Raw genomic sequence first — 23233 nt, forward strand, 5'->3', positions numbered from 1 at the left:
AAAAAGTAATGAAGTTGTTTGAAACTGGTGACCACTATAAATAAATAAAAAATACAGATAAATCACCTAAATATGCAATCACTGTGCTAATTTATTGGACAATAAGATTGAAAAGGGAGTGTATGGACCGCTTTGACTCCATGCTGGCGTTCACGCGAGTGGTAGAGCTGGAGAGCTTTACCAAAGCCGCCATGTCACTCAATTTGCCCAAAACTACCGTCTCGGCCCAGGTGCTGGCGCTGGAAAAACGTTTGCGCGTGAAGTTGCTGCATCGCACCACGCGCCGTATCAGCGTCACCACCGATGGCGCCGCCTATTACGAACGCGCCATCAGATTATTAAACGAGCTAGAAGAAACCGAAGCCGCCCTCAACCAGGCCACGGCCAGTGCAAAAGGGCGCCTGCGTGTAAATGTGCCCACGCCATTGGGGCGGTTAGTGATTATTCCGGCGCTGCCAGACTTTTTTAAAAAATACCCGGAGATACAACTCGAAATCGGCTGTGACGACAGGCCAATTGATTTGCTCGAAGAAGGCGTCGATTGCGTGATCCGCATCGGCAATTTGCTCGATTCCAGCCTGGTCGCCCGCCGTGTAGGCACCATGCAGTTTTTGCTCGTCGCCTCGCCAGACTACTTAAAAACCCACGGCACACCACAAACCCCAGACGACCTGCAACGCCACCAGGCTGTGCACTTCTTTTCCTCCAAAACCGGCAAAGTGCGCAACTTTATTCTTGAGCAAGATGGCGAAGTGCAGGAAATCCCCACCATACGTAAACTGGCCATTAATAATGGCGACGCAATTGTCGCCGCCGCGCTGGCAGGCATAGGCATCTGCCAGTTGCCCACGTTTATGGTACAAGGCTATTTAACAGAGGGTAAGTTAGATAAAGTGTTGGGCGACAACCCGGCAGGGAGTTTGCCGATTAACGCGCTCTATCCGCAAAACCGGCATTTATCCTCAAAAGTTCGGGCGTTTATTGAATGGGTGGCAGAGTTGTTTGCTGAGTGCGAGTTGCTGCAAAAGGTTGGCTAAAAAATTATTCTGGAATAATCTAGTTAAAAATATAATCGTCAACATAATTAAGAACAAACTCTATGATTGTTTATTCCGCTACTAAAAGAGAGTTTCTTGATGATGTCAGATCCAACAGAATTGCTGAAATCATCGAATCCGAGGTTTTAAGAAAACTCAATCGAAACTCACCAAGAAACGAAAAGCTTTCCTGGGAAAACTCCCTTCAGTATATGTCGCAGATTCTTTGGGATGAGGATATTCCTCCATCATCTCGGGTAGCGATTGAATATAACTTACCGATGACAAATCGGCGGGTGGATTTTATTCTTACTGGTAAGGATCAGGAGCACAATGACACCGCTATTATTGTCGAGCTTAAGCAGTGGCAAGAGGTTGAGAAAACAAATAAAGACGCTATCGTTAAAACATGGTTGCAGCGTGGCGAAGTAGAAACAAACCATCCCTCATATCAGGCGTGGTCATATGCTGCACTTATTGAAGATTATAACGAAACGGTTCGAAAAGAGTCCATTCGCTTGCAGCCTTGTGCTTATCTGCATAACCTAAAATCTAGATCGGTTATAGACGATCCTTTTTATGCAAGTCATACAGAAAAAGCTCCAGTATTTGTATCGCAAGACGCTATTAAGCTTTCCGAGTTTCTAAAGCAGCATGTGAAGTACGGTGATAGTAACAACGTCATGTATCGGATCGAACATGGTGTTATCAAACCATCAAAGAATTTGGCTGATGCTTTAGCTTCGATGTTGTCGGGTAACTCAGAGTTTTTGATGATTGATGAGCAAAAGTTGGTCTATGAAACTGCTCTGGATTTAGCGCACAAAGCTCAGCATGGTAAGAAACAAACGTTGATAGTAAAAGGCGGGCCAGGCACAGGTAAATCCGTGGTTGCTATCAATCTATTAGGCGAGCTCACAAATCGCGAAATGCTCGTGCAGTATGTTTCGAAAAATGCAGCGCCTCGAGCAGTGTTTAAGGAAAAGCTAACAGGTTCTAAAAAGAAAACTCACATTGACCAAATGTTTAAAGGGTCTGGCGCTTATATCGAAGTTGAGCCTAATCAGTTTGGAGCTTTAATTGTTGATGAGGCTCACCGACTGAATGAGAAATCTGGTCTTTACAGCAATCTTGGCGAAAACCAAATTAAAGAGCTGATAGCGGCATCAAGGTTTAATGTCTTTTTTATTGATGAAGCTCAACGAGTTACTTTAAGTGATATTGGAACTATCAATGAAATTACGCTTTGGGCAGACAAGCTTGGTTCCACGGTTACCGAGTTAGAACTAGTTTCACAATTTAGATGTAATGGTTCCGATGGTTATCTGGCATGGGTGGATAACAGCTTACAAATTCGCGAAACCGCTAATCCCACCCTTGAAGATATTGATTACGATGTCAAAATATTTGATGACCCGAATCAATTAAGAGCCGCCATAGTTGAGAAAAACAGAGTTTCAAATAAAGCGCGCTTAGTAGCCGGATATTGCTGGGATTGGGCTAGCAAAAAAGATAAATCAGCCTTCGATATCATTATCTCTGAGTTTAGTTTCAAAGCTCGATGGAATTTAGATGAAGATGGAAGTTTGTGGCTGATAGCTGCTCATTCAGTAGAGCAGATTGGATGCATCCACACCTGTCAGGGATTAGAGCTTGATTATGTCGGTGTGATTATTGGCGATGACTTTGTCATCCGTGATGGTGTTGCAATCACAGATGCCGGAAAACGTTCTTCAAACGATAAATCAATACGTGGCTATAAGACACTATTAAAAAATGAACCCTACAAAGCCAAACAACTAACTGGCGAAATTATCAAGAATACCTATCGAACATTAATGACTCGAGGGCAAAAGGGTTGTTATATCTTTTGTACCGACGAAGAAACAAGAAACTACTTTAAAAAGGTAGTAAGTTGCCAAGAGCAAGTCATAAATGATGTGACTACTGAGTATTCCGGTTTGGATTTAAACGTGGTTTCATTTGAGCAAGCAAAACCATATAAAACGCATGTACCAATTTACGATTTAAAAGCTGCGGCTGGTGGCTTTAGTGATTTTCAAATGATGGAAGAATATCAGTGGGTTGAATTACCTAGCCATATCAACGTCAGCGAAGGCATGTTCGTGATGCAGGTTGTTGGCGAGTCAATGAATCGTCGTATACCTAATGGATCATGGTGTTTATTTAAAGCTAATCCAGGCGGTACTCGCAATGGAAAAATTGTGCTTGTTCAGCATCGTGAAATTGAGGACCCTGATCACGGAGGCGAATACACAGTAAAGGTTTATAGCAGCCAAAAAACTTTTGTTGAAGATATCCCAAAAAACACAAAGATTGTCTTAAAACCAGACACTTCTGCATATGGATATAAGCCAATTGTTTTTGAAAATGATAATGAAAGTTTAGTCGTACTTGGTGAGTTTCTAACTGTTATTAATTGAAGGGGTAAAAATGTGTACTTCACAATATTTAGTATTCCCTAGCTTGAAAGTATAACAAGTACAATTTAAGCTGCAGGGGACTCCGCGGCGCACAACACGAAGTCCAGCTGGTTAGCACACAGTCTCATCGGTATCCCTCTCGGAGTGAATAGTTACTCCGACTGTGATACTTCGCTTCTCGCAATGATCCTATGAAGTCACTTCGTTAAGAATCCTTGTTAAAACATCCTCTTCTGGATTAGCTTGATCTGCAAGAATCTTATCTAGCATTTCAATCAAATCCGCATCCATTAGTGGGATGATCAAACCTTGACCAGCACCGTAAGCATCTCGACACCGCTTAATCAAAGTGTCTCTGTCTTGAACGGTTCTACATATAAGCATTCCAAACTTGCCACGATTGACATGAAATCTGCTTATCAGTTGGTCGACTTCAGGATTTGCAACATCATTTCTATAATTTTTACATTCAATCATGATGTAAGCACAAGGTATTTGATGGTGTGTTGATAGTCTCCAAAAAATTCCGCTTGATGCTGAATTGTCGAATGTAATGTCAATTCTTTTTCGCCCCTCATTAATTACTTTTTCAACCGTTAAACAAGTAAGTCTTGGATAAAAGAGCAGCTCAAGAATTGCGGCAACTGTTTTATGATATATGGAGGCATTTTCGCTACCAACTCCCAGTGAGGCTAATTGTTCCTTTAAATGTCTTACTAAATCATTAACTTCAGTTCGTGAATCGAGCTCATTATTGCCTAATGACTGCATGCCTTTAGCCTGATATTGTCTGAAGCGAGCAAAGACTTCTCTATGACTTTGAGTAAACTGTGACAAGAAATCTTTATCAAGGGGTGCCTCTGCTTCTTTGATGCTTTCTTTAGTTACCCATCTCCTAACCTCCCCATTTCTGTTTCTTTTGCTTTGTACCAAAGCTGAGTTCAATCTTAGATGCTCGCTTTGTTTGAAGTTAAGGACAAAGTGCTGATGAAATTGTTGATGTGTATATCTTTTCGCATAAGAGACAATGGCCTTAGGAACCAATAGAATTTTTCTCTCTTGAATTACAAGCATTTCTGTATGAGTTTGCTCCCAACGTCGAGTTTGTCTGTTCCAATACTCACCAGACGCTACTCCATTCTGTAAAGGAAAGCTCCACAATTTAGCTTGGCTTTGAGTGTATGCTATGAGCTGCTCTCGAATGATATTTGTTGTCATATCTGAAACCTTATCTTTATCGATATTTTCAACAAAAATTCTAAAATCTTCTAAATGTTCAAGTAACCCAGTTTGCAATGCTCTGCTCTGGCGAATGCTTTCAAATATTGCATCAGCATTTTGAGAGCCAATGCCATTACCCCTAGGTGTTCCAACAGATAACCCCAAACAAGTTTCATTAGGTTCATGTAGGTGATTGAATATCTCTCTTGCATTATTGATTTCACCTGCTTGCATCAAATCTATAAATGTTTGAAAAAAACTACCAATAGTTCTTGTAGCTTCTACACTGAATGAATCTGTCCGGTGACTAAGGAAGTATGGGTCAAGAAACAATCTTGTGTCTCGTTCAATGTCAATATCTATAAAATCCAGTTCGTATTGAGTTCTGTTGAGACCAAATATTTGGCTAATCTTCATTACTTTACCTCCCTGAAATTTTTTAGCACCCAAAGTTAATTGAAATTGTTTTGAAGTTGGTTAAATCTAATAAAGAGCTTAAATAGAATTACTTTCTATTGTTTTCACCTTCTATCAGTGCTTTTCTAAGCGTCTCAATTTGGGCTTTAATCCAGCTATCTTGCTGGTCAGTCATGGTGATGGTTTTGCGTACAGTTGCCATAATGGAGCCTTTAAAAATGACGCGTTGAACACGAGGGATGTGTTAATACTATGAAAATATCATACGCACGGCAAGCGGATGTACAGAGCTGCTGGCGAGAACCGTCAAAGTATCGGTATGATGTAGGAATACACTAAGAGTAAGTTGAAATCTTTGGCTATAAACCACTAGGCGTTTTTATACGGAGTATCGTTGGCGTGGATGTGAATGCAGCTTTGACGATGCTGATATGAAGAAGGTGATTCAGTTGGTGGGCGAGGTGAATGAGAATGCGTTGGTCAGGGTTGGATAGTTGGAAAAAATGACTCAGTTAATTCTATATACAAGTGAAGATGGTCAAGCCCAAGTGCAACTTAGAGCTGATCGGGGTACGGTCTGGCTGACTCAGAGGCAAATGGCAGAGTTGTTCGATGTTTCCACAGATAATGTAAGTCTTCATCTAAAGAATATTTACGAAGATAGTGAGTTAGTCTTGGAGGCAACTACCGAGGATTCCTCGGTAGTTCAAATTGAGGGTGGTCGTGAAGTGCGGCGAAACGTTTCGCTCTACAATCTTGATGCCATCTTGGCCGTAGGTTATCGCGTCCGTTCACCGAGGGGTGTGCAGTTTCGCCGCTGGGCCAGCACTGTTTTAGCTGAGTATTTGCGCAAAGGTTTCGTCATGGATGACGAACGCCTGAAAAACCCGGATGGTCGCCTGGATTATTTTGATGAAATGCTGGAGCGCATCCGGGATATCCGTGCTTCGGAAAAGCGTTTTTATCAGAAGGTACGTGACCTGTTTGCGTTAGCCAGTGACTATGACAAAACGGATCAGGCCACGCAGCAGTTTTTTGCTACTGTGCAAAACGTGTTGCTCTATGCCGTCACACAACATACTGCTGCTGAGATCATTCTTGCACGTGCAAACCCGGATGATCAGCATTTTGGGTTGTTGACCTGGAAAGGTTCGCAAGTACGCAAGCAGGATATTGTTGTGGCGAAAAATTACCTGACCGAAGACGAAGTTGATACGCTCAACCGCTTGGTGGTGATCTTTCTGGAAACTGCAGAATTACGCGCTAAACGCCAAACTATCACCACTATGGCTTTTTGGCAGCAGCATGTGGGGCAGATTATTACCAGCAATGGCTTTCCGTTGCTGAGTGGCGCTGGCAAGAAAACCCATGCATATATGGAGTCCAAGGTGGGTGAGTTGTTTGCTGATTATGATCAGCGCAGGAAATTGTACGAGGCTCAAGCTGCGGATCAGCAGGATGAGGCAGAGCTGAATGCTTTGGAAAAAAGGATCAAGAACCGTACGGGTAAGCCAGCATAAAAATAAACATTGGGCATTTAAAGGGTTTATTCAGCACTCGTACTTTCCATTTCCAGCAGGGTTTTCAGATCCTGGCGGCCTTGTTCCATGACGCTGGATAACGCTTTTCTGTCATGCCTGATTTTAAGTGTGACTTCCAGTTGTTCCAGGTCGTGTTTTTCAAATTGCTTGATGATTCTGGCCGCGGCGCTGGCGGTTTCGCCAATGGCGACCAGGGATTGTTTGGCGGCTTCTAGTGAGGAGTAAAACGTTTCCCGGATAGGGTGTAAATCGAGCTCGCGTAAATCAAAGGCTTCGGTTCTGCTTCTGGCCCTGGCGACAATGGCCACCTGCGGCCAGCGTTGTTTGACCAGTCTTGCCATCTCTAACGCCGCATGGGAGTCATTAACGGCGATCACCAGTAGTTTTGCTTGGGCAATGCCTGCTTCTTCCAGCAGGTCTAGTCTTGAGGCGTCGCCATAGTAACAGCGCCAGCCAAACTGGCGGGTTAAATCAACCTGGTTGGGGTCGTTATCAATCAGGGTGGGGGTGATGCCTTTGGCCATGAGGACGCGGCCGACGATTTGCCCAAAGCGGCCAAACCCGGCAATGATGACGGCGTTATTTTCGGGAATGGCGTCTTTGGGGCGTTCGCTGCATTGCAGGCCGACAAATGCGTCATACAGCAACAGCAATATCGGCGTGGTCAGCATGGAGACGGCGACCATGGCGTTGAGGATATTGTAGGTGTCGCGTGAAATGGAGTCTTGCGCGAGCGCCAGGCCAAAAATCACAAAGGCGAACTCGCCAATTTGTGACAGTGATGCGCCGAACAGCAGCTTGTCACGCAGCGGGTATTGAAACAGCCAGCCCAGGCCGACCAGCACCAATAGTTTGGTGAGTACGATAAGCAAGGCACCGCCAAAAATCAGCAGTGGCTGGTTGGCCACCAGGGCTAAATCGACGGTCATGCCCACGGCAATAAAAAACAGGCCGAGCAGCAAGCCTTTGACCGGTTCGATGTCTAACCTCAACTCATAGCGGTACTCAGAGTCGGCCAATAACACCCCGGCCAGGAACGTACCCAGCGCCATCGACAGGCCGACTGATTCCATGGCAAGCGATATACCAATCACCAGCAATAATGAAAAAGCGACAAAAATCTCGCGCACACCGGTTTGTGCGATCACGCGCATCATGGGGCGCAACACTGTGCGGCTGGCGAGGATAATGGCGACAATCACGGCAATCGCTTTAGCGACAGCCAACAGGTCAACGCTGGCGCCTGTATGGTTGGGTGCGATAAACGCCAGCAGCATAAACAGCGGAATCACCGATAAATCTTGGAACAGCAAGGTGGCAAACGCGGCCTGGCCGCCTGTGGTGTGCAACTGTTTTTTCTCAATCAGCGCGGTCAGCCCAATCGCGGTGGATGACATGGCGACACCCATGCCGATAATCAGTGCTTCAGGCCAGCTAAAATGCAGGCTATGTGCAATGATGGTGACCAGGCCTATGGTCAGCGTCACTTGCAAGCCCCCCAGCCCAAATAGCAGCTTGCGTAACTCCCATACTTTTTGTGACTCGAGTTCCAGGCCGATCAGGAACAACATCAGCACCACGCCAAACTCGGCAAAGTGCAGCACATGTTCTGGGTCGGCAATCAGTTTTAAGGCATAAGGGCCGATGAGAATGCCTGCAATTAAATAACCCAGCACCGAGCCTAGGCCCAGACGCTTGAATACGGGCACTAAAATGATGGCGGCAGACAGGTAGATTGCGGCCTGGACGAGAAAGCTGGAGGTATTCATTGGTGCCTTTATGCGTGCGTGATTTTCAGGCGAAATTATCACACTCGCCGGTGAGATGGAAGGTATGTGTATGGCCTGATTTAGCAGCCAAGCATGACAGATTCGCGTACGATAGTCATCAAGATGGAAAACTTAGAGCCTACACGCGAAGAAGTGAACACCCTCCCGGGCGCCACCATGCTGGAGTTTGGCGCCAGCTGGTGCGGCTATTGCCAGGCCGCGCAGCCGACAATTGTGTCTGGACTGGCCCAGTTTCCCCATGTCCGCCATATTAAAATTGAGGATGGCAAGGGCCGCAGGTTGGGGCGGTCGTTCCACGTGAAACTATGGCCTACGTTGGTTTTTATGAAAGACGGTGTTGAGTTCAAACGCCTGGTCAGGGACATTGACGCGAGCGAGTTGAGGTTGGCATTACAAGAGCTTTCAGCGTAGCTGGCGTTTATATAGCTTTATTTTCGTGAACAGCAGGCGCCCACGATGCCTGCATATCAATTTCATCAAACGGCTTGGGTTTACTATAGAAGTAGCCTTGCACCACTTTACAGTCACAGCTTTCTAAAAACTTGGCTTGTTCGGCCTTCTCCACGCCTTCTGCCACCAGTTCTTTACCCAAGCTTTTCGCCATGGAAATAATTGCCTGCACAATGAGCCGGTGATCATTGTTGTCTGCGATGCCTTGCACAAATGATTGGTCAATTTTGATTTCGCTGACGGGGAATTTGTTGAGATAACTCAGCGCTGAATAGCCAGTGCCGAAGTCATCCAGGGAGATTCTGAAGCCCAGGTTATCCAGGCTTTTTAGGGTTTTTCTAATATGCAGGCTGTCATTTAGCAGCAGGCTTTCCGTGATCTCTAAGGTGATCCAAGCCGGGTTGCAGTGGGTTTTCTTTAACAGGTGCTTGATGGAGTTGAGCAGGTTGTTATGGATAAACTGGCGGCTGGATAAATTGATGGCGACACTAATGGGGTCTTTGCAGCCAGTGTTCCAGCGGACGGCGTCTTTAAATGCCGTTTGCATGATCCATTCACCAATCTCGACAATCAAGCCTGAGTCTTCTGCAATGCTGATAAAGCGATTTGGCGGGATCATTTCGTTGTGGTTACGGTTCCATCTGAGTAGCGCTTCTACGCCGACGATTTTATCGGTCTCTAAATTCACTTGTGGCTGGTAGTGCAGCAAGAACTCGTCGTTTTGCAGGGCGGTGCGCAGTGAGCGCTCTATGTCTATGCGTTCAATCGTGGTTTGCGATAAGTCGGCGGAATAATATTGGTAGTTATTTCTGCCTTGTTTCTTGGCTTTGTACATGGCGATATCTGAATACTTCACAATATCGCTGACATCGCTACTGTGGTCGGGGCAAATCACGATGCCAATGCTGGCGGAAATAAACAGTTCTGTGCCACGGATTAAAATGGGTTGCTTGATGGATTCGAGAACTTTTTTTGCCACACCCCCGGCATTTTTGGGGTCTTTGACGTCTGACAGCACAATGGCGAATTCGTCGCCGCCCAGTCGGGCAACGGTATCGGTTGGCCTCACCGAGCGTTCAATGCGTCTTGCCATTTCATATAGCAACAAGTCACCTTCGGAGTGCCCAAGCAAGTCATTGACTGCCTTGAAGCCATCTAAATCCAGCATCAGAAATGCAAATGAACAGCCTGAGCGGTGCGATTTTTTGATGCATTGCTCCAGCACTTCCAGCAAAGAAATACGATTGGGCAGCTTGGTAATAGAGTCGAAATACGCCAGGTGATGGATGCGGTCCAGGTTTTCATATGACTGCGTCATGTCCTGGCCGATGGCGATGACGGCTTGTACTTCGTGGATGGCGTTAAATTCGGGAGTTAATACCGTGTGCATGATTTTGTGCTTGCCATGTTTGGTGGTCAGCTTGAATGCAACATGTTGATTTTCCCCGTTTTGAAATACTTCTTGTATGCTTTTCTCAAGGGCTTTGGCGGAGGTGCCACCGGGATATTGCGACGGCGTTTTGCCTATCAGGCTGGTGGAGTCGACTTCATAAAACGAGGAGTTGGCTTTGTTGAGAAAGATGCGCTCGCAATCGCGGTTGTATTTGGCGATGCAGTTCGATGAATTTTCTACAATGGATTTGTATTCGTTTTCTTTCTGGATGCTTTCGGTCACGTCTCTGGCGTAACCAAGCGAGCCGACCACTTTGCCGTCTACAATCACTGAGGATTTGTAAGATTCTATCCAGTAGTACTCGCCTTCTGCGTTTTTAATCGGCACCGTGACCGCGCTCGGCGTGGTACTCAGCATGGCTTTTTTATCACCATCGACATACTCTTGCGCTAAATCTGGCGGAAAAAAATCAAAGTCTGTCTTGCCAATCAGTTCAGTACTCGAGTGAACACCCACCATGTTGGCGTAGGCTGTATTCGCCACCAGGATGCGGCTGTTCACATCCTTGAGCCAGACCATGAATGGGAAGTTATCGATCAAGGTCTGGATGTATTGATTATTTTCAATATTCTGATTTTTAATATTTTTCATAAAATGAACGAATATTTCTAATATTGATTTATCTGACGCTTCCCATAATAAAATTAATTTACATTGTAATAAATTGTTTTCGGTAATATTTAAATTTTCTTAAATATCAAAATACCTAGCCGCCCATGAACGCGGTTTTTAAGGCCAGTACCCCTTTCTCTAACTCGGCGGTAGTGAGACTGCCAAATCCCAAGCGTATGGCATGCACGCTTTGCTCTGTCTCAGAAAACAAGGTGCCAGGCAAAATGCGCACATGATGTTTCAACGCCTGTCCGGCAACCTGTTCTACGTCGTAACCTTCTTTTAAACGTAGCCAAATGGCGAGCCCGCCATCGGGGGCGTCGAAGGTGACGTATTCTTTGAGTTCTTTTTTAATCAGCGCAATCAGCAGGTTTCTGCGCTCGTTATATATCTTGAACGTACGGCGGATATGGCGTTTGATTTCGCCGGAGTGCATGAGTTCGGCCACGGCGAGTTCGGTGATGGAGTTGCCCTGACGGTCTATGAGCATGACTTCTTGCGCACAGCGATCTATGAGGTTGGGGGTGGCGACCAGGTAGCCCACGCGCAAGCCGGGCGCGAGCACTTTGGAGAGCGAGCCAACATAGATCACGCGGCCGCCGTGGTTGGTGCTGGCCAGCGGGAACACCGGGTGATATGAAAAGTGGAACTCGTGGTCGTAGTCGTCTTCGACGATGGTGAAGTCGTATTGCTCGGCCAGCATCAGCAGTTTTAACCGCCGCTCGGCGGTCATGATGACGGTGGTGGGGAACTGGTGGTGCGGCGTGACATAAATGGCGCGGATAGGGTGCTGCTGGCAGAGTTTTTCCAGCGCAACGACATCGATGCCATGCTTGTCTTGTTTGACGGTGAGGATGTTGGCGCCGCAGGACCTGAAGGCTTCTTTGGCGGCCGGATAGCTGAGTTGTTCGACGACAATATTGTCGTTCGGGCGTGTCAATACACGTGCGGCCAGGAAGATGCCCATCTGGCTGCCACGCGCAATGCAGATCTGGTCGATATCCACACTCAGGCCTCTTTCCATATTGAGCATGGTAGCGATGGATTGGCGCAGGGCCAGCGTGCCGCGTGGGTCGCCATATCCTAGGCTTTTGCCTTTGCTGGAGCCGATCAAGGCATGGCGGAATGCCCGCGACAGGATATTGAACGGGATCAGCCGTGCATCGGGGATGCCGTCATTAAAATCAATCACGCCATCGACCGGCGATTGATAATTGAGTAGCGGGTGCGTCGGGCCTTCCACCACATTGGCGGGTTGATGACTACTTTTAGAGGTTTGCGCCTGAGTACTAAAGTTGGGCAGGTTGGCAGAGACAAACGAGCCTCGGCGTTGCTCAGACACCAGCCAGCCCTGCGCGATGAGTTCGTCATAAGCCAGGATCACTGTTTTGCGGTTTACATTGAGTTTCTCGGCCAGCTCCCGCGTGCCTGGCATGGCGGTGGAAGGCGCTAAGCGGCCACGCTGAATTTCCTCCATGATTTGCTGGGCAATTTGCAGGTACACCGGCAAGCCTGAGGTGTCGGTAATTGTGAGTTTAAGACTCCACGAACGTAGCATTGCGCTCTCCATCAGTCACACCAAAAACATGTCATGTCAGGAAGAAATCCCTTTCTTTTACGGGAAATCTGGATTACTCAATCGGCACTATATCGCAAAAATAACTGGACCAGTGAAGTTCTTGAAACTGGAGGATTGTGGACTAGTGTCACTCTGTTACATTTTTGAAACATTTTGTACGTTCAGATAAATCGTTCGGGGAGATCTTCTCCATGAGCGTATTTTTAACCGTGGTTAGAAAGGAAGAGTCATGTCACCTCCATTAGATATCCAACTGACAGATTGGCGCCATCATGCGCTGGAACTTGAAAAGCAGGTGAACCAGGTGATTGTCGGGCAGAGCAAAGCCATCCGCTTGATGAATATTGCGATTTTTGCCCGCGGCCATGTGTTGCTGGATGGTGGCGTAGGTGTGGGCAAAACCACCTTGCTGCAATCGATTGCGCGCGGCATTGGTGGCGCGTATGAGCGGATTGAAGGCACGGTTGACCTGATGCCGAACGACCTGATTTACCACACCTTTTTGGGGCCAGATGGCAGGCCGCAAATTGATGAGGGTCCGTTGTTGCGCGCCGGGGAAGATTTATCCGTGTTCTTTTTTAACGAGATCAACCGTGCGCGGCCGCAGGTGCATGCCCTGATGTTGCGGGTGATGGCGGAGCGCCATATCAGCGCGTTCAAAAAAGAATACCGCATGCCGCACATGATTGTGTTTGCTGACCGCAACCAGGTGGAGAAAAACGAGACGTTTGAGATTCCGTCTGCGGCGCGCGACCGCTTTATGATGGAGATTCCGATTGATATTCCGGCGGACCGAGAGTTGAAAAAGTCGCTGGTGTTCAATACCAAGTTCCAACACGCCGAAAAACTCACGCAACAGGTGGATAGCAGCATTTTGAAGTTTGACCAGTTAAATGCGTTTTCTGACCGACTGCAAAATCATATTCAATCCAGCGATGTGCTGGAGGAATACACCATGGATTTGTGGGAGGCCACACAGCATCCGGAGAAGTTTGGTGTGACCATGGAGAGTGTGGATGTTAGTCGTGTGATCCAGACTGGCGCCAGTCCACGCGGCATGGGTATGTTGATGAAAGCGGCGCGTGTGAATGCCTGGCTGAATGGCCGCGACAGTTTGTACCCGGAAGATATTCATGCCGTATTTCACGAGGTGATTTCACATCGCCTGGTGTTTAACGCGGCCTATGAAAACCGCAGGACAGCCTTGGCCAGGGAGCTGACGAGCAATATTATCCGCACGGTGGCGGTGCCTAGCCTGTCCTTTAGCAAAGCGGCTTAAGCATGCGTGCCACACTCAAAAACGCCTGGAAAAAAGCCGAGCAGAAAACGCCGCGGTATGACGAAGAGGCCGGTTACGCGCGGCCCTTTGAATATGTGGTTGGCTGGAAGTCTGACAGCATCCAGCTCGGTGATCATCCCGGCACCCAGCGCGGGATAGGCTCTGACTACCGTGGCACCATCAACCTGGTGGATTACCCGGATGCCAGGCGTATGGATTTGCGGCAGACGATACGCGACCCGTTTGAGCAGGTGCAGGTGCGGCAGTTTAACCAGGACAGCACAACGCCGATTTATGCCGTGTGTGATTTATCCGGGTCCATGCAGTTCAGGGGGAGCCAGCGTAAGCTGGATACTGCGGTAGAAATCGCCACGGCGGTGGCGAATTCGGCTTATAACATGGGCGATTTGTTTGGTTTTATTGGCTACAACCAGCAGGTGCTTGAGGATTTCACCTTGCCGCTGAGCCGAAATTATCACCAGAGCAAACAGACCATCGCCTTGCTGCATGAGTATCACTCGCTGCGTATCGGCATGGAGGGCGTCACCGACATGCCTAATTTTCTGGGGCAGACGCGCGCCCTGGTGTTCTGGATTTCGGATTTTCATATGCCCATGCAGGTGATCGAGAAAACCTTGCTGGCGATGTCTGCCCATAAGGTGGTGCCGATTGTGCTGTGGGACGATGAGGAATACAAAAAACTGCCCAAGTTTGGTTTTGGCACCATGATAGACCTGGAAACCGGGCGCAATCGCACGCTGTTTTTCCGCAGCGAAGTGAAAGCCAAATTCATTCACGCCTTTCATGCGCGCAGGCAGGCATTAGAAGCTTTATTCATGCGTTTTGAGAGTCCGGCGCTGTTTATGCATGGCGACTACAGGCCAGAGCTGATGACGCATTATTTTGAACAAGCAATGTGATGGTGAAAAAACAATCATGCTAAAACAGATTTCAAACATAACCGTTCGCAGGGGCATGCAATGCCTGTTACTGGCCGCCAGCGTATTGCTCACGGCCAATAGCAGCCTGGCAGCTGCCCCTACTTTAAGTGTGGTGAACCCACCCTCGACTTATGGGGTGCATATTGGGGATGTGCTGACCAGAACCCTAGTGGTTGAGGCTTCCGGCGGAGACACGCTGGCAAAAAACACCTTGCCTAAAAAGGGCCGCAAACAGAATGGCATCGAGCTGGTTGGTATCGCCGTACAAAGCCAGGCGCAGTCCGGGCATACCCGTTATACCGTGCAATTTGATTATCAGGTATTTGCGGCCAGTGCCACGCCCAGCGTGATGTATTTGCCCGCAGAAAAACTGACCGTTGCAGCCACTACAGTGGATATTCCCGCCTGGGGATTCTGGTTTTCACCACTGGTGACGGGCGGGACGACCACCGCCAGGAAGAATATCTTGCCCGAAGTGAAAACACCCCTGATTGACAGTCATGTGCATCAGCAAGGGTTGGTGGTCAGTCTGAGCATGACGGTGATCAGCTTGCTCGCCTTGCTGTATATCAATGCCGATGGCCAATGGTTGCCATTCATGGGGGGGGCATTTGCACGGGCGCACAGGCAACTCAAGCGCCTGGCAAAATCCGCCAAACCAAAAACTGCGGCAGAAGAGAAAAAAGCGCTGGTCTATTTGCATCAGGCCTTCAACCAGCATTATGGCGCGAATATTTTTGCGCGCGATGTGGATGAGTTTGTGCGCTTGCGACCAGGCTTTAAAGGCCTGCAGCAGGAGATTACGCAATTTTTTGAGGCGTCCAATCAATCGTTATACGACGTGAAAAACCGCGATAGCCGCCAGGTGATTGCGCAACTGGTGCAGCTCAGCAAGCGTTTGCGTGATTGTGAGCGGGGCGTGTCATGATCATTTTAAATCCATGGGCATTTGCCCTGTTGCCCATCGCGCTGCTGCCTTTCTGGTTAAAAGGCCATCAAGGCCAGCATTACAGCTGGCTGGAGCTGATGCCGGAAGACCTGTTTTCTGACCGGCTCAACCTGGCGGTGAAGGTCATTATGTCTTTGCTGTTGCTGAGTATCGTGATTGCACTGGCGGCCCCGCGAGGTTCAGATGAACAGGTACCACGCGTAGGCAAGGGTGCCCAAACGGTGATGGTGATAGACCGTAGCGTGAGTATGGACCACCCGTTTGCGGGCGATGCTACGGGGGGGCATGTGGCGGAAATCAAATCTGCCGCGGCGCGCCGTATCATCACGCAATTTATTGACTCACGTCCGAATGACATGATGGGGGTGGTGGGGTTTACCAACTCGGCGTTGTACGGCATCAAAATCACCACTAACCGTGATGCCATTCATGCAGCGATTCTTGCCGCCACCAGTCCTTCGCTCAACCAGACCAACATTGGCGCTGGGCTCACTGAGGCGGTTGGCTTGTTCGATAACATCCAGAGTTCAGGCTCACGCGCGGTGATTCTGCTTTCGGATGGCGCTGGCAAACTGAGCCCGCGCGTGAAGTATTTGCTCAGCGAGCGCCTGAAAAGCCGCAAGTTGAGTATTTACTGGATCATGCTGCGTGAACCAGGCGAGCCGAGTATTTTCTCCAAAGATGAATATGAAGAAGACCGCACGCCTAACTCCATCGTGCTGCACAAGTATTTCCAGTCACTGGGCCTGAAATACAAAGCCTATGAAGCCGATGACCCGGAAACCTTGCAGTCGGCGATTAACGATATCGACTCGCGGGAGAAAAAGGCCATTAAATACCACGAGACCATTGCCGGCTATGACTATTCCAAGGTGTTTATGGTCTCTGCGCTGGTGTTGGTGTTGCTGATTCTGGTGATTAAAAATGTAAGGGTATACGAATGAAAAACCATTTAACGCGCAAAAACCAGGTGCTGGGATTGCTCTTCATTGTCGGCGTGCTAGGGAGCGCGTATGAAGGCTATCAGGTGCATACCATCTCTGCGGCCAACGGCCTTTTACAGGCGGGTGAAGTGCTGGCAGGAGACCCGTTTCCTTTTCACCAGAAGTTTGCCGATGCATATCAGCAAGGCAAAACGGGTAACTACAAACATGCAATACAGAATTTTGGCCAATTGCTGGAGGCGCCGAAACAGCAGGATGCCTCGGTGTTTAAACCCAGCCAGGCATTAAAGTCGCAGATTCATTTTAATATTGGCAATCATTTGTTCCGCTCTGGTTTGCAGCGCCTGGTCGAGGCGGATGGCTCGATTCAGGAGCAAGCCAAGTTTGATTATTTACAGGCGCGTGCCGCGTATGAGCAGTCACTCAAGCTCGACCCTGGCAACCAGGCAGCCAAATTCAATTTGAGTTTATTGCACGGCGTGATTCCCAAACACATTAAAACCGTGCCGCAGGATCCTTCCGGCATGGAGATCAGCAATCTGCCACAGGGGTTACCATGAAACGCTTTTTTTCACTGCTTAAAGCACATTATGAAACCAGTTTATTGTTGGGCGCCATGCTGTTTCTGGTGCTGGCCATGGTCAAGCCGGAGATACAACTCAAACAAGAAGTGCATAACTATTTGTTGCTGGCAGATATTTCGCAAAGCATGAATGCCGAGGATATGCACGTTGCCAATAAACCGGCGACGCGCCTAGCCTACACACAGCATCTGATGCGGCAAGTGGTGAAAACATCGCCCTGCGGCACGTATGTGAGTGTGGGCGTATTTGCGGCTGAGAATGTCGCGTTATTGTTTATGCCATTAGAAGTGTGCGCTAACTTTGACATTATTAATGACAGCATTAATCACCTGGAATGGCGCATGGCCTGGAGTGGTAACAGCCGCATGACGTTTGGGGTGAAGGCCGCTGAAGCCACGTTTGATTACCTGAATATTCCGGCGCAAATGCTGTTTTTTACCGATGGTGACGAAGCGCCCAAAGCCAATGGCATTAACAAGCTGGATATCAGCGATGTGCGCATAGGCAAAAACGTGATTTTTGTGGGTGTCGGCGGTAAGGAGCCTGCACCAATCAAGCGCTTTAATGCGAATAACCGCTTTGTCGGCTATTGGGGCACCGATGCGGCGGCCGAAAGCGCTGGCGGCGGCGTCAATTACAGCGATGCCAGCAAGGATGATCCTGATCCACCGGTCGCGTATGCCGAGTTTGACCGCTATTTATCCAGCCAGGATGTGGACCATTTGAAAGACATGGCGACAGAGATCAAGGGCCAATATATCGAAGGCATAGACGAACCGGCATTTTATCAGTTTGTGCAGTCGCAAACGCCCGCTGCTAAGTTTGTCACCAGCTATTCGGTGAAGTGGCTGTTTTTAACCCTGGCGGCATTGATGGTGATTGCGACTTACTTGCCGGATGTATGGGCATACCGCCTGCGTGACCGCCAGACCGCCTAGGCTGTGTCAGTCTGGATGATGTGTGCTCAGCACAAATCATCCAGACTGGTCGGCTCATGCACCGGCGCGCCTGCGGGGGCCGCATTCAGGTTTCTGGACATTTCATAGCTCATTTTTCGCAGCCGCATGACCGAGCCTAGCGGCCGGTGCGATTGAATGCCATGCCATGGCGAGAACATCATGCCCTCATCAACGACATGCGAACGATAGGGACTCCAGGCGATTTGTGGTTTGGCCGTAATGCGGGCAATCGGGATATAAGGCGATACATCTGCCGACCAGATCACCGTCGAGTCCTCAATAGGCATTTGCTTGATGTCGGTGCACAGTTGCACGCGTAACTCCCAGACGGCAGTGTGGGCAATAAAGTAATCGACGATAGACTTCCTGAGACCATCGGAAGCGAGGGTATCAATCGGTTTGTTAGTGAGTGTGATCAGGTCAGGGGATATCGGTACAAAGGCGATTTTGGCCATGTAGTTGCCGTATAGAATCGGGTCCTGGCTAAAATAGGTTTCACCTAAGATATTGGTTTCTTGTGGCTGGTGCAGGTTTCTGATCAGGGTTTGCTGGCCACTTTTGAGCGATTCGACCAGCTTGGCCGTTGAGCGGAAAATTTGCGACAAAAAATGCCTGAATTCAGTGCTGGTTTCGGGCGTGGAGGCGATGTGTTTCAGGTTGGAGAGAAATACCTGTACGCTGGATGACAGGAAGCTGGCGCCGTTCACAAATAAAAAATCCTGCGTGATGGCTTTTTCGCTGCCAGGCAGCCGGTCGCCATCAACGCCAAGTACCTTGATGGCCAGGCTGCGCGGCGTGCAGGTTTTGTCGTGCAAAATATCACCCGGCACCGTTGAAAAGCGCATGACCAACGGCAAGGTTTGCGCTTTGGCAAACATGCCCTGGGCCAATGACGGGGGAAGGTTATCGTAAATCTCCATTTCGGCAGAGATCAGGCCATGACTTTTCACATGTACGCTACGGGCGCTGTAGGCGGCATGCCTGGCTGTGATTTCGGAGATTTTGCGCAGCGTATATTGCAGGTTTTCCCGGCTTTTGGTTTCGCTTTCGGCCAACACCTCATAGGCTGGTTGGTAGTTGAGTGGTGAAATTCCAATATCAGCAGTTTGTTGCATAATAACCCCCATTTTTTAAACAGGTCTGGCAGGGGCGTTATAGCAATGACCCCATCAAACCTGCATGGATCTTATTGAACATTGGTTGAACATGGCACTGTGTTGATGCATTAAGAACCGCGCGATTCAGGATGAGTTATCCTTGGTTTCACCCGCTTGTTTGCGTTGCTTGTTGACGATACGGGCGGCGACTTCTTCTTCGCGGCCGGGGTAGCGGTGGTCTTTCTTGAACTCGTGTTTGAGGGTTTCGTATTCTTGTTCGCGCTTCGGGTTGGATCCTCTAGGCATATGCATACTCCTTCATTCGTTGAGTACAAACGGCAGCCGTGAAGGCTGCCGTATTTGTCTTGTTATGAATGAAACTCGAAATGCATTCGACACTTCATTTCAAACGCGACAATTGCAGATTACGCTAATTGACCTGAATACTTAATAAGCAATGTTCCTATTGTTGTGTAGGAAATGCTTTATGGCGTGGCGCAAAGAAATGCCATGCAACTATTAGACAAAAAGTATCCAAAAAAAGTTCCGTGTAGTTCTGCAATTTGCCAATTTTTTACCTGGCTTGTTGCGCATTGAATGCAGTCATCAAGTTGCGGTAGTCTGGAATATGATTGGCGCACAGGGTACCCAGGCCTTCGATATCGTTGCGCCAATCGCGATGCAACTCGCAGGCCACGCCAAACCAGGTCATCATTTGTGCACCGGCTGCCTCCATGCGGCGCCAGGCGGCATCGCGCGTCAGTTCGTTAAAGGTGCCTGAGGCATCGCCCACCACAAACACTTCAAATCCTTCTTCAATCGCTGACAGGGCAGGGAAGGCTACACACACTTCGGTGACGACGCCAGCGATAATCAGTTGCTTTTTACCCGTGGCTTTAATGGCTTTGACGAAGTCTTCGTTATCCCAGGCGTTGATCTGGCCAGGACGCGCAATATAAGGCGCATCCGGAAACAGTGCTTTTAACTCTGGCATCAACGGGCCATTGGGGCCGGTTTCAAAGCTGGTGGTCAAAATCGTCGGCAGGTTAAAAAACTTGGCGGCATCGGCCAAGGCCAATACATTGTTCTTAAAACGGTCTGGCTCAATGTCGCGTACCAGCGATAACAGGCCAGCCTGGTGGTCTACCAGCAAAACGACAGCGTTGTCACGGTCCAGGCGTACATAAGGTTTGTTGTTCATGATGAATATCCTCTCAATGGATTTAGTCGGGTGGAGATCATGGCCGTCAGCGTAACGCGTGAATGCTGACGGCCGTGTTTCCTTTTTTTAAAATGTTGGACTACTTTACAAGCCGTTATGCGGTGACAAAACGGCCTTGGTTAAAGTCATTAATGGCCTGGTCAATTTCTTCCCAGCTATTCATGACAAACGGGCCATGACCCACCACAGGCTCATTCAGCGGCTCACCGTTGAGTAACAGCAACACGGTGTCTTGCTGTGCCTGCAATACCAGTTCATTGCCTTCGCGTTGCATCACCGCCAATTCAGCCGGGCGGATGGTATGCACTTCACCGGTTTTCACCGCGCCATGCAGCACAAAAATGGCGGTGGTGTAGCCTTCCGGCAAGGTGAAGGTGGTGCGTGTACCGGCATTCAGGCGCACATCCCACACATTCATCGGGCTAAATGTATTGGCTGGGCCTTTTTGGCCTGCATATTCACCGGCAATCACGCGTACTTTACCCGCCTCTTCCGGCAAAGCGACCTCCGGGATCTGCTCACGGGTAATGCCTTGATAGCCAGGTGCGGTCATTTTGTCCTTGGCCGGCAAGTTGACCCATAACTGGATCATTTCAAACGGGCCACCGCTGCGTGCATAGTCATCGCCGTGATATTCCTCATGAATAATGCCTTTGCCTGCGGTCATCCACTGCACTTCCCCTGGGCCGATAGTGCCACCGGCATTGGTCGAGTCGTGGTGTGAGACCTGGCCGTCATAGACAATGGTCACGGTTTCAAAACCACGGTGTGGGTGTTGCCCGACGCCGCGTCTGTGTGTGGTTGGCTCAAAGCTGGCAGGCCCGGCGTAATCCATCAACAAGAATGGTGAAATATCATTGGCAATGTCACGGTAAGAAAAAATACTTTGTACCGGAAAACCATCACCCACCCAGTGGTTGCCGTTGCTGCGTTTGATAAAAGCCAGTTTTTTCATGATGCTTCCCTTTCAGAAATGTTTGCGTGTTTGCATGGTTCACACTATAAACAGATGACTTTTAAGGTACTAGATGGTTAAATGTGAAATCACTTTTCAATTAAATGAATAATCATTCATTCAGCATGGACTTTAACGAAGCCGCAGTGTTTGTGAAGGTGGTGCAGGCGGGCAGTTTCAGTGCTGCCGCGCGCCAGCTTGGTTTACCCACGTCTACCATCAGTACACGTGTGGCCAGGTTGGAGCAGCGGCTGGGCGTCACCTTGTTGCAACGCACCACGCGCCGCTTAAACCTGACAGAGGCAGGTGCCATGTATTTTGAGCATGCGTCTACCGGCCTGGGCTACCTGCTTGAGGCAGAGGCCGCACTGGATGAAGCGCGCCAGCAACCGCAAGGTGTGCTCAAGGTCACGGCACCTGCTGACCTGGGTGATGCCTTGCTTGGGGGCGTGATGGCGCAGACACAGCTGACTTATCCAGCATTGTCGCTGGAGTTGATGCTCACTGAGCGCTATGTGGACCTGGTCGCGGAAGGCGTGGATGTGGCGATTCGGACCGGTGAATTGCGTGACTCGAGCTTGATTGCCAAATCGCTGGGCACCATACAATGGGCCTTATTTGCCAGTCCGCAGTATTTGCAGTCTGCCGGGCAGATTGAGACGCCGGTTGATCTCAGCCAGCATCAATGTGTGCAATTCACGCCTATGGGTCGCCACCAGTGGGATTTGCAACTAGGCACCACGGCCATACGAGTGCCGCTGGCTGCCCGCACCCTGGTGAACAGTATAGGCGTGGTGCGGGCGATGGCCGAAAATGGCCACGGTGTGGCCTTGCTGCCGACCTTTATTTGTCAGCCCACCGTGCAAGCGGGCGGCTTGCAACATGTATTACCCGAATGGCGCGGACGCGCCGATGCCGTGCACCTGGTTTACCCCAAGCAACGCTTTATGCCGCCCAAGCTGCGCGGTTTTATTGATCTGGCGGTGGCTGAGTTAAAACCCTTATTCAGTGCGTCATAATGGCAGGTGCAATGATGATTTTCTTTCCGGCAGGAGCCATGTCATGACTCAACAGGCATTATCCCCAGCGCTACAAGGTGCCAGCGTCGTGATTACCCATCACGTCAGCCCGGCCTTGCAGGCAGAATATGAAATCTGGCTACAGGAGATTGGCCCCTTATGCCGGGCGTCCGAAGGCCTGCTCGATTGGCATATTATCCGGCCTGTTGCAGGTTACACCGACACTTACTCCGTGATGATTCGCTATCAAACGGAACAGCACCTGACGCAATGGCTGGATTCGCCCGCCCGCAAAGCCTTGATCGCAAAAGCGGCTCATTTGCTGGCCGGGCAAGATGAATACCAGATCAGTAGTGGGCTGGACTTCCTGTTTGCACAAAGCAACCTGCCCGCAGCCAAGCCGCCGGTGCGCTGGAAACAGTTCTTGCTAACCTGGTCGGCGATTTTCCCGCTGGTAAGTGTGGTGCCCCTGCTGGTGGTTCCGCTGTTGGATGCCAGTGGCCTCCCGCAATCCCGTGTGTTACATACCTTCTTTGTGACGGGCGTGGTAGTGGCACTGATGGTGTATGTGGTTATGCCACGTTATAGCAAGCTCATGCGACACTGGTTGCACCGCTGACATTTCTTAGGTTATTTTTGCCATTCTTCGATGAGAAACAAGCCGTTGGATAGTGTTTTTTTTCAATTTTGAGCGCATGATAAGTGTGTAAACTTAAAGTATCAGCCTGACATAACCGTTG

Annotated in this window: 20 protein-coding genes; 12 read left to right on the forward strand and 8 right to left on the reverse strand. The window is 49.1% G+C overall.

Features of this window, described 5'->3' with window-relative positions:
* The first annotated feature begins 122 nt into the window (after nucleotides 1-122).
* Both INP79_RS00645 and INP79_RS00650 read left to right on the forward strand, forming a co-directional pair.
* On the forward strand, nucleotides 123-1037 hold the full coding sequence (locus INP79_RS00645; protein WP_194752530.1) for a LysR family transcriptional regulator: 915 nt from the start codon (nucleotides 123-125) through the stop codon (nucleotides 1035-1037).
* A 62-nt stretch (nucleotides 1038-1099) separates the two neighbouring features.
* Nucleotides 1100-3481 (forward strand): DNA/RNA helicase domain-containing protein, encoded by a 2382-nt coding sequence (locus tag INP79_RS00650; protein ID WP_194752531.1) that lies wholly within the window; start codon nucleotides 1100-1102, stop codon nucleotides 3479-3481.
* Between the two features lie 189 nt (nucleotides 3482-3670).
* On the opposite strand, the gene INP79_RS00655 is transcribed toward INP79_RS00650, so the two are convergent.
* Nucleotides 3671-5119, reverse strand: coding sequence for a hypothetical protein (locus INP79_RS00655; RefSeq protein ID WP_194752532.1), 1449 nt, complete (start codon nucleotides 5117-5119; stop codon nucleotides 3671-3673).
* Between the two features lie 503 nt (nucleotides 5120-5622).
* Here INP79_RS00655 and INP79_RS00660 point away from each other — a divergent pair.
* Nucleotides 5623-6639, forward strand: coding sequence for a virulence RhuM family protein (locus INP79_RS00660; protein ID WP_194753786.1), 1017 nt, complete (start codon nucleotides 5623-5625; stop codon nucleotides 6637-6639).
* A gap of 26 nt (nucleotides 6640-6665) precedes the next feature.
* On the opposite strand, the gene INP79_RS00665 is transcribed toward INP79_RS00660, so the two are convergent.
* Nucleotides 6666-8429 carry a monovalent cation:proton antiporter-2 (CPA2) family protein gene (locus INP79_RS00665; RefSeq protein ID WP_194752533.1) on the reverse strand — a complete coding sequence of 588 codons (1764 nt, stop codon included), beginning with the start codon at nucleotides 8427-8429 and terminating at the stop codon, nucleotides 6666-6668.
* A 93-nt stretch (nucleotides 8430-8522) separates the two neighbouring features.
* On the opposite strand from INP79_RS00665, the gene INP79_RS00670 reads away from it, so the two are divergent.
* On the forward strand, nucleotides 8523-8861 hold the full coding sequence (locus INP79_RS00670) for a thioredoxin family protein (protein WP_370583199.1): 339 nt from the start codon (nucleotides 8523-8525) through the stop codon (nucleotides 8859-8861).
* Between the two features lie 7 nt (nucleotides 8862-8868).
* Here INP79_RS00670 and INP79_RS00675 read toward each other — a convergent pair whose 3' ends face one another.
* Complete coding sequence (locus tag INP79_RS00675; protein WP_194752534.1) at nucleotides 8869-10944, reverse strand: GGDEF and EAL domain-containing protein; 2076 nt, start codon at nucleotides 10942-10944, stop codon at nucleotides 8869-8871.
* A gap of 115 nt (nucleotides 10945-11059) precedes the next feature.
* Nucleotides 11060-12523, reverse strand: coding sequence for a PLP-dependent aminotransferase family protein (locus INP79_RS00680; protein ID WP_194752535.1), 1464 nt, complete (start codon nucleotides 12521-12523; stop codon nucleotides 11060-11062).
* 250 nt (nucleotides 12524-12773) lie between these two features.
* Here INP79_RS00680 and INP79_RS00685 point away from each other — a divergent pair, with 250 nt between their 5' ends.
* Genes INP79_RS00685 through INP79_RS00710 form a run of 6 tightly spaced genes read left to right on the forward strand, consistent with a single transcriptional unit; the run spans nucleotide 12774 to nucleotide 18179 of the window.
* Entirely contained in the window at nucleotides 12774-13823 is a 1050-nt protein-coding gene (locus tag INP79_RS00685) for a MoxR family ATPase (RefSeq protein WP_194742251.1), read from the forward strand.
* A 2-nt stretch (nucleotides 13824-13825) separates the two neighbouring features.
* On the forward strand, nucleotides 13826-14743 hold the full coding sequence (locus tag INP79_RS00690; RefSeq protein WP_228519654.1) for a DUF58 domain-containing protein: 918 nt from the start codon (nucleotides 13826-13828) through the stop codon (nucleotides 14741-14743).
* Nucleotides 14744-14798: 55 nt separating this feature from the next.
* Nucleotides 14799-15692 (forward strand): hypothetical protein, encoded by an 894-nt coding sequence (locus INP79_RS00695; RefSeq protein WP_228519655.1) that lies wholly within the window; start codon nucleotides 14799-14801, stop codon nucleotides 15690-15692.
* Nucleotides 15689-16657: a VWA domain-containing protein gene (locus INP79_RS00700; RefSeq protein ID WP_194752537.1), complete on the forward strand. Its 969-nt coding sequence runs from the start codon at nucleotides 15689-15691 to the stop codon at nucleotides 16655-16657. Before INP79_RS00695 ends, INP79_RS00700 begins: the two co-directional genes overlap by 4 nt.
* Complete coding sequence (locus tag INP79_RS00705) at nucleotides 16654-17217, forward strand: hypothetical protein (RefSeq protein ID WP_194752538.1); 564 nt, start codon at nucleotides 16654-16656, stop codon at nucleotides 17215-17217. The genes INP79_RS00700 and INP79_RS00705 overlap by 4 nt, the downstream gene beginning before the upstream one ends.
* Nucleotides 17214-18179 (forward strand): vWA domain-containing protein, encoded by a 966-nt coding sequence (locus INP79_RS00710; protein WP_194752539.1) that lies wholly within the window; start codon nucleotides 17214-17216, stop codon nucleotides 18177-18179. The genes INP79_RS00705 and INP79_RS00710 overlap by 4 nt, the downstream gene beginning before the upstream one ends.
* 26 nt (nucleotides 18180-18205) lie before the next feature.
* Here INP79_RS00710 and INP79_RS00715 read toward each other — a convergent pair whose 3' ends face one another.
* The 4 genes from INP79_RS00715 to INP79_RS00730 form a co-directional block, all read right to left on the reverse strand.
* Nucleotides 18206-19315 carry a catalase family protein gene (locus INP79_RS00715; RefSeq protein ID WP_194752540.1) on the reverse strand — a complete coding sequence of 370 codons (1110 nt, stop codon included), beginning with the start codon at nucleotides 19313-19315 and terminating at the stop codon, nucleotides 18206-18208.
* Nucleotides 19316-19441: 126 nt separating this feature from the next.
* Complete coding sequence (locus INP79_RS00720) at nucleotides 19442-19603, reverse strand: hypothetical protein (RefSeq protein WP_194752541.1); 162 nt, start codon at nucleotides 19601-19603, stop codon at nucleotides 19442-19444.
* A gap of 268 nt (nucleotides 19604-19871) precedes the next feature.
* The gene (gene ycaC, locus INP79_RS00725) at nucleotides 19872-20498 is read right to left on the reverse strand and encodes an isochorismate family cysteine hydrolase YcaC (RefSeq protein WP_194742244.1); all 627 of its coding nucleotides are present in this window, start codon (nucleotides 20496-20498) and stop codon (nucleotides 19872-19874) included.
* Nucleotides 20499-20613: 115 nt separating this feature from the next.
* Nucleotides 20614-21474 (reverse strand): pirin family protein, encoded by an 861-nt coding sequence (locus INP79_RS00730; protein ID WP_194752542.1) that lies wholly within the window; start codon nucleotides 21472-21474, stop codon nucleotides 20614-20616.
* Nucleotides 21475-21599: 125 nt separating this feature from the next.
* Here INP79_RS00730 and INP79_RS00735 point away from each other — a divergent pair, with 125 nt between their 5' ends.
* Both INP79_RS00735 and INP79_RS00740 read left to right on the forward strand, forming a co-directional pair.
* Nucleotides 21600-22493, forward strand: a complete 894-nt coding sequence (locus INP79_RS00735; RefSeq protein WP_194753789.1) for a LysR family transcriptional regulator — start codon at nucleotides 21600-21602, stop codon at nucleotides 22491-22493.
* A 43-nt stretch (nucleotides 22494-22536) separates the two neighbouring features.
* A complete protein-coding gene (locus INP79_RS00740) occupies nucleotides 22537-23112 on the forward strand; it encodes an antibiotic biosynthesis monooxygenase (RefSeq protein WP_194752543.1) in 576 nt (191 codons plus the stop codon).
* Nucleotides 23113-23233: the final 121 nt, after the last annotated feature.

This window comes from Methylophilus sp. QUAN (genome assembly GCF_015354445.1).
Taxonomy (GTDB): Bacteria; Pseudomonadota; Gammaproteobacteria; order Burkholderiales; family Methylophilaceae; genus Methylophilus.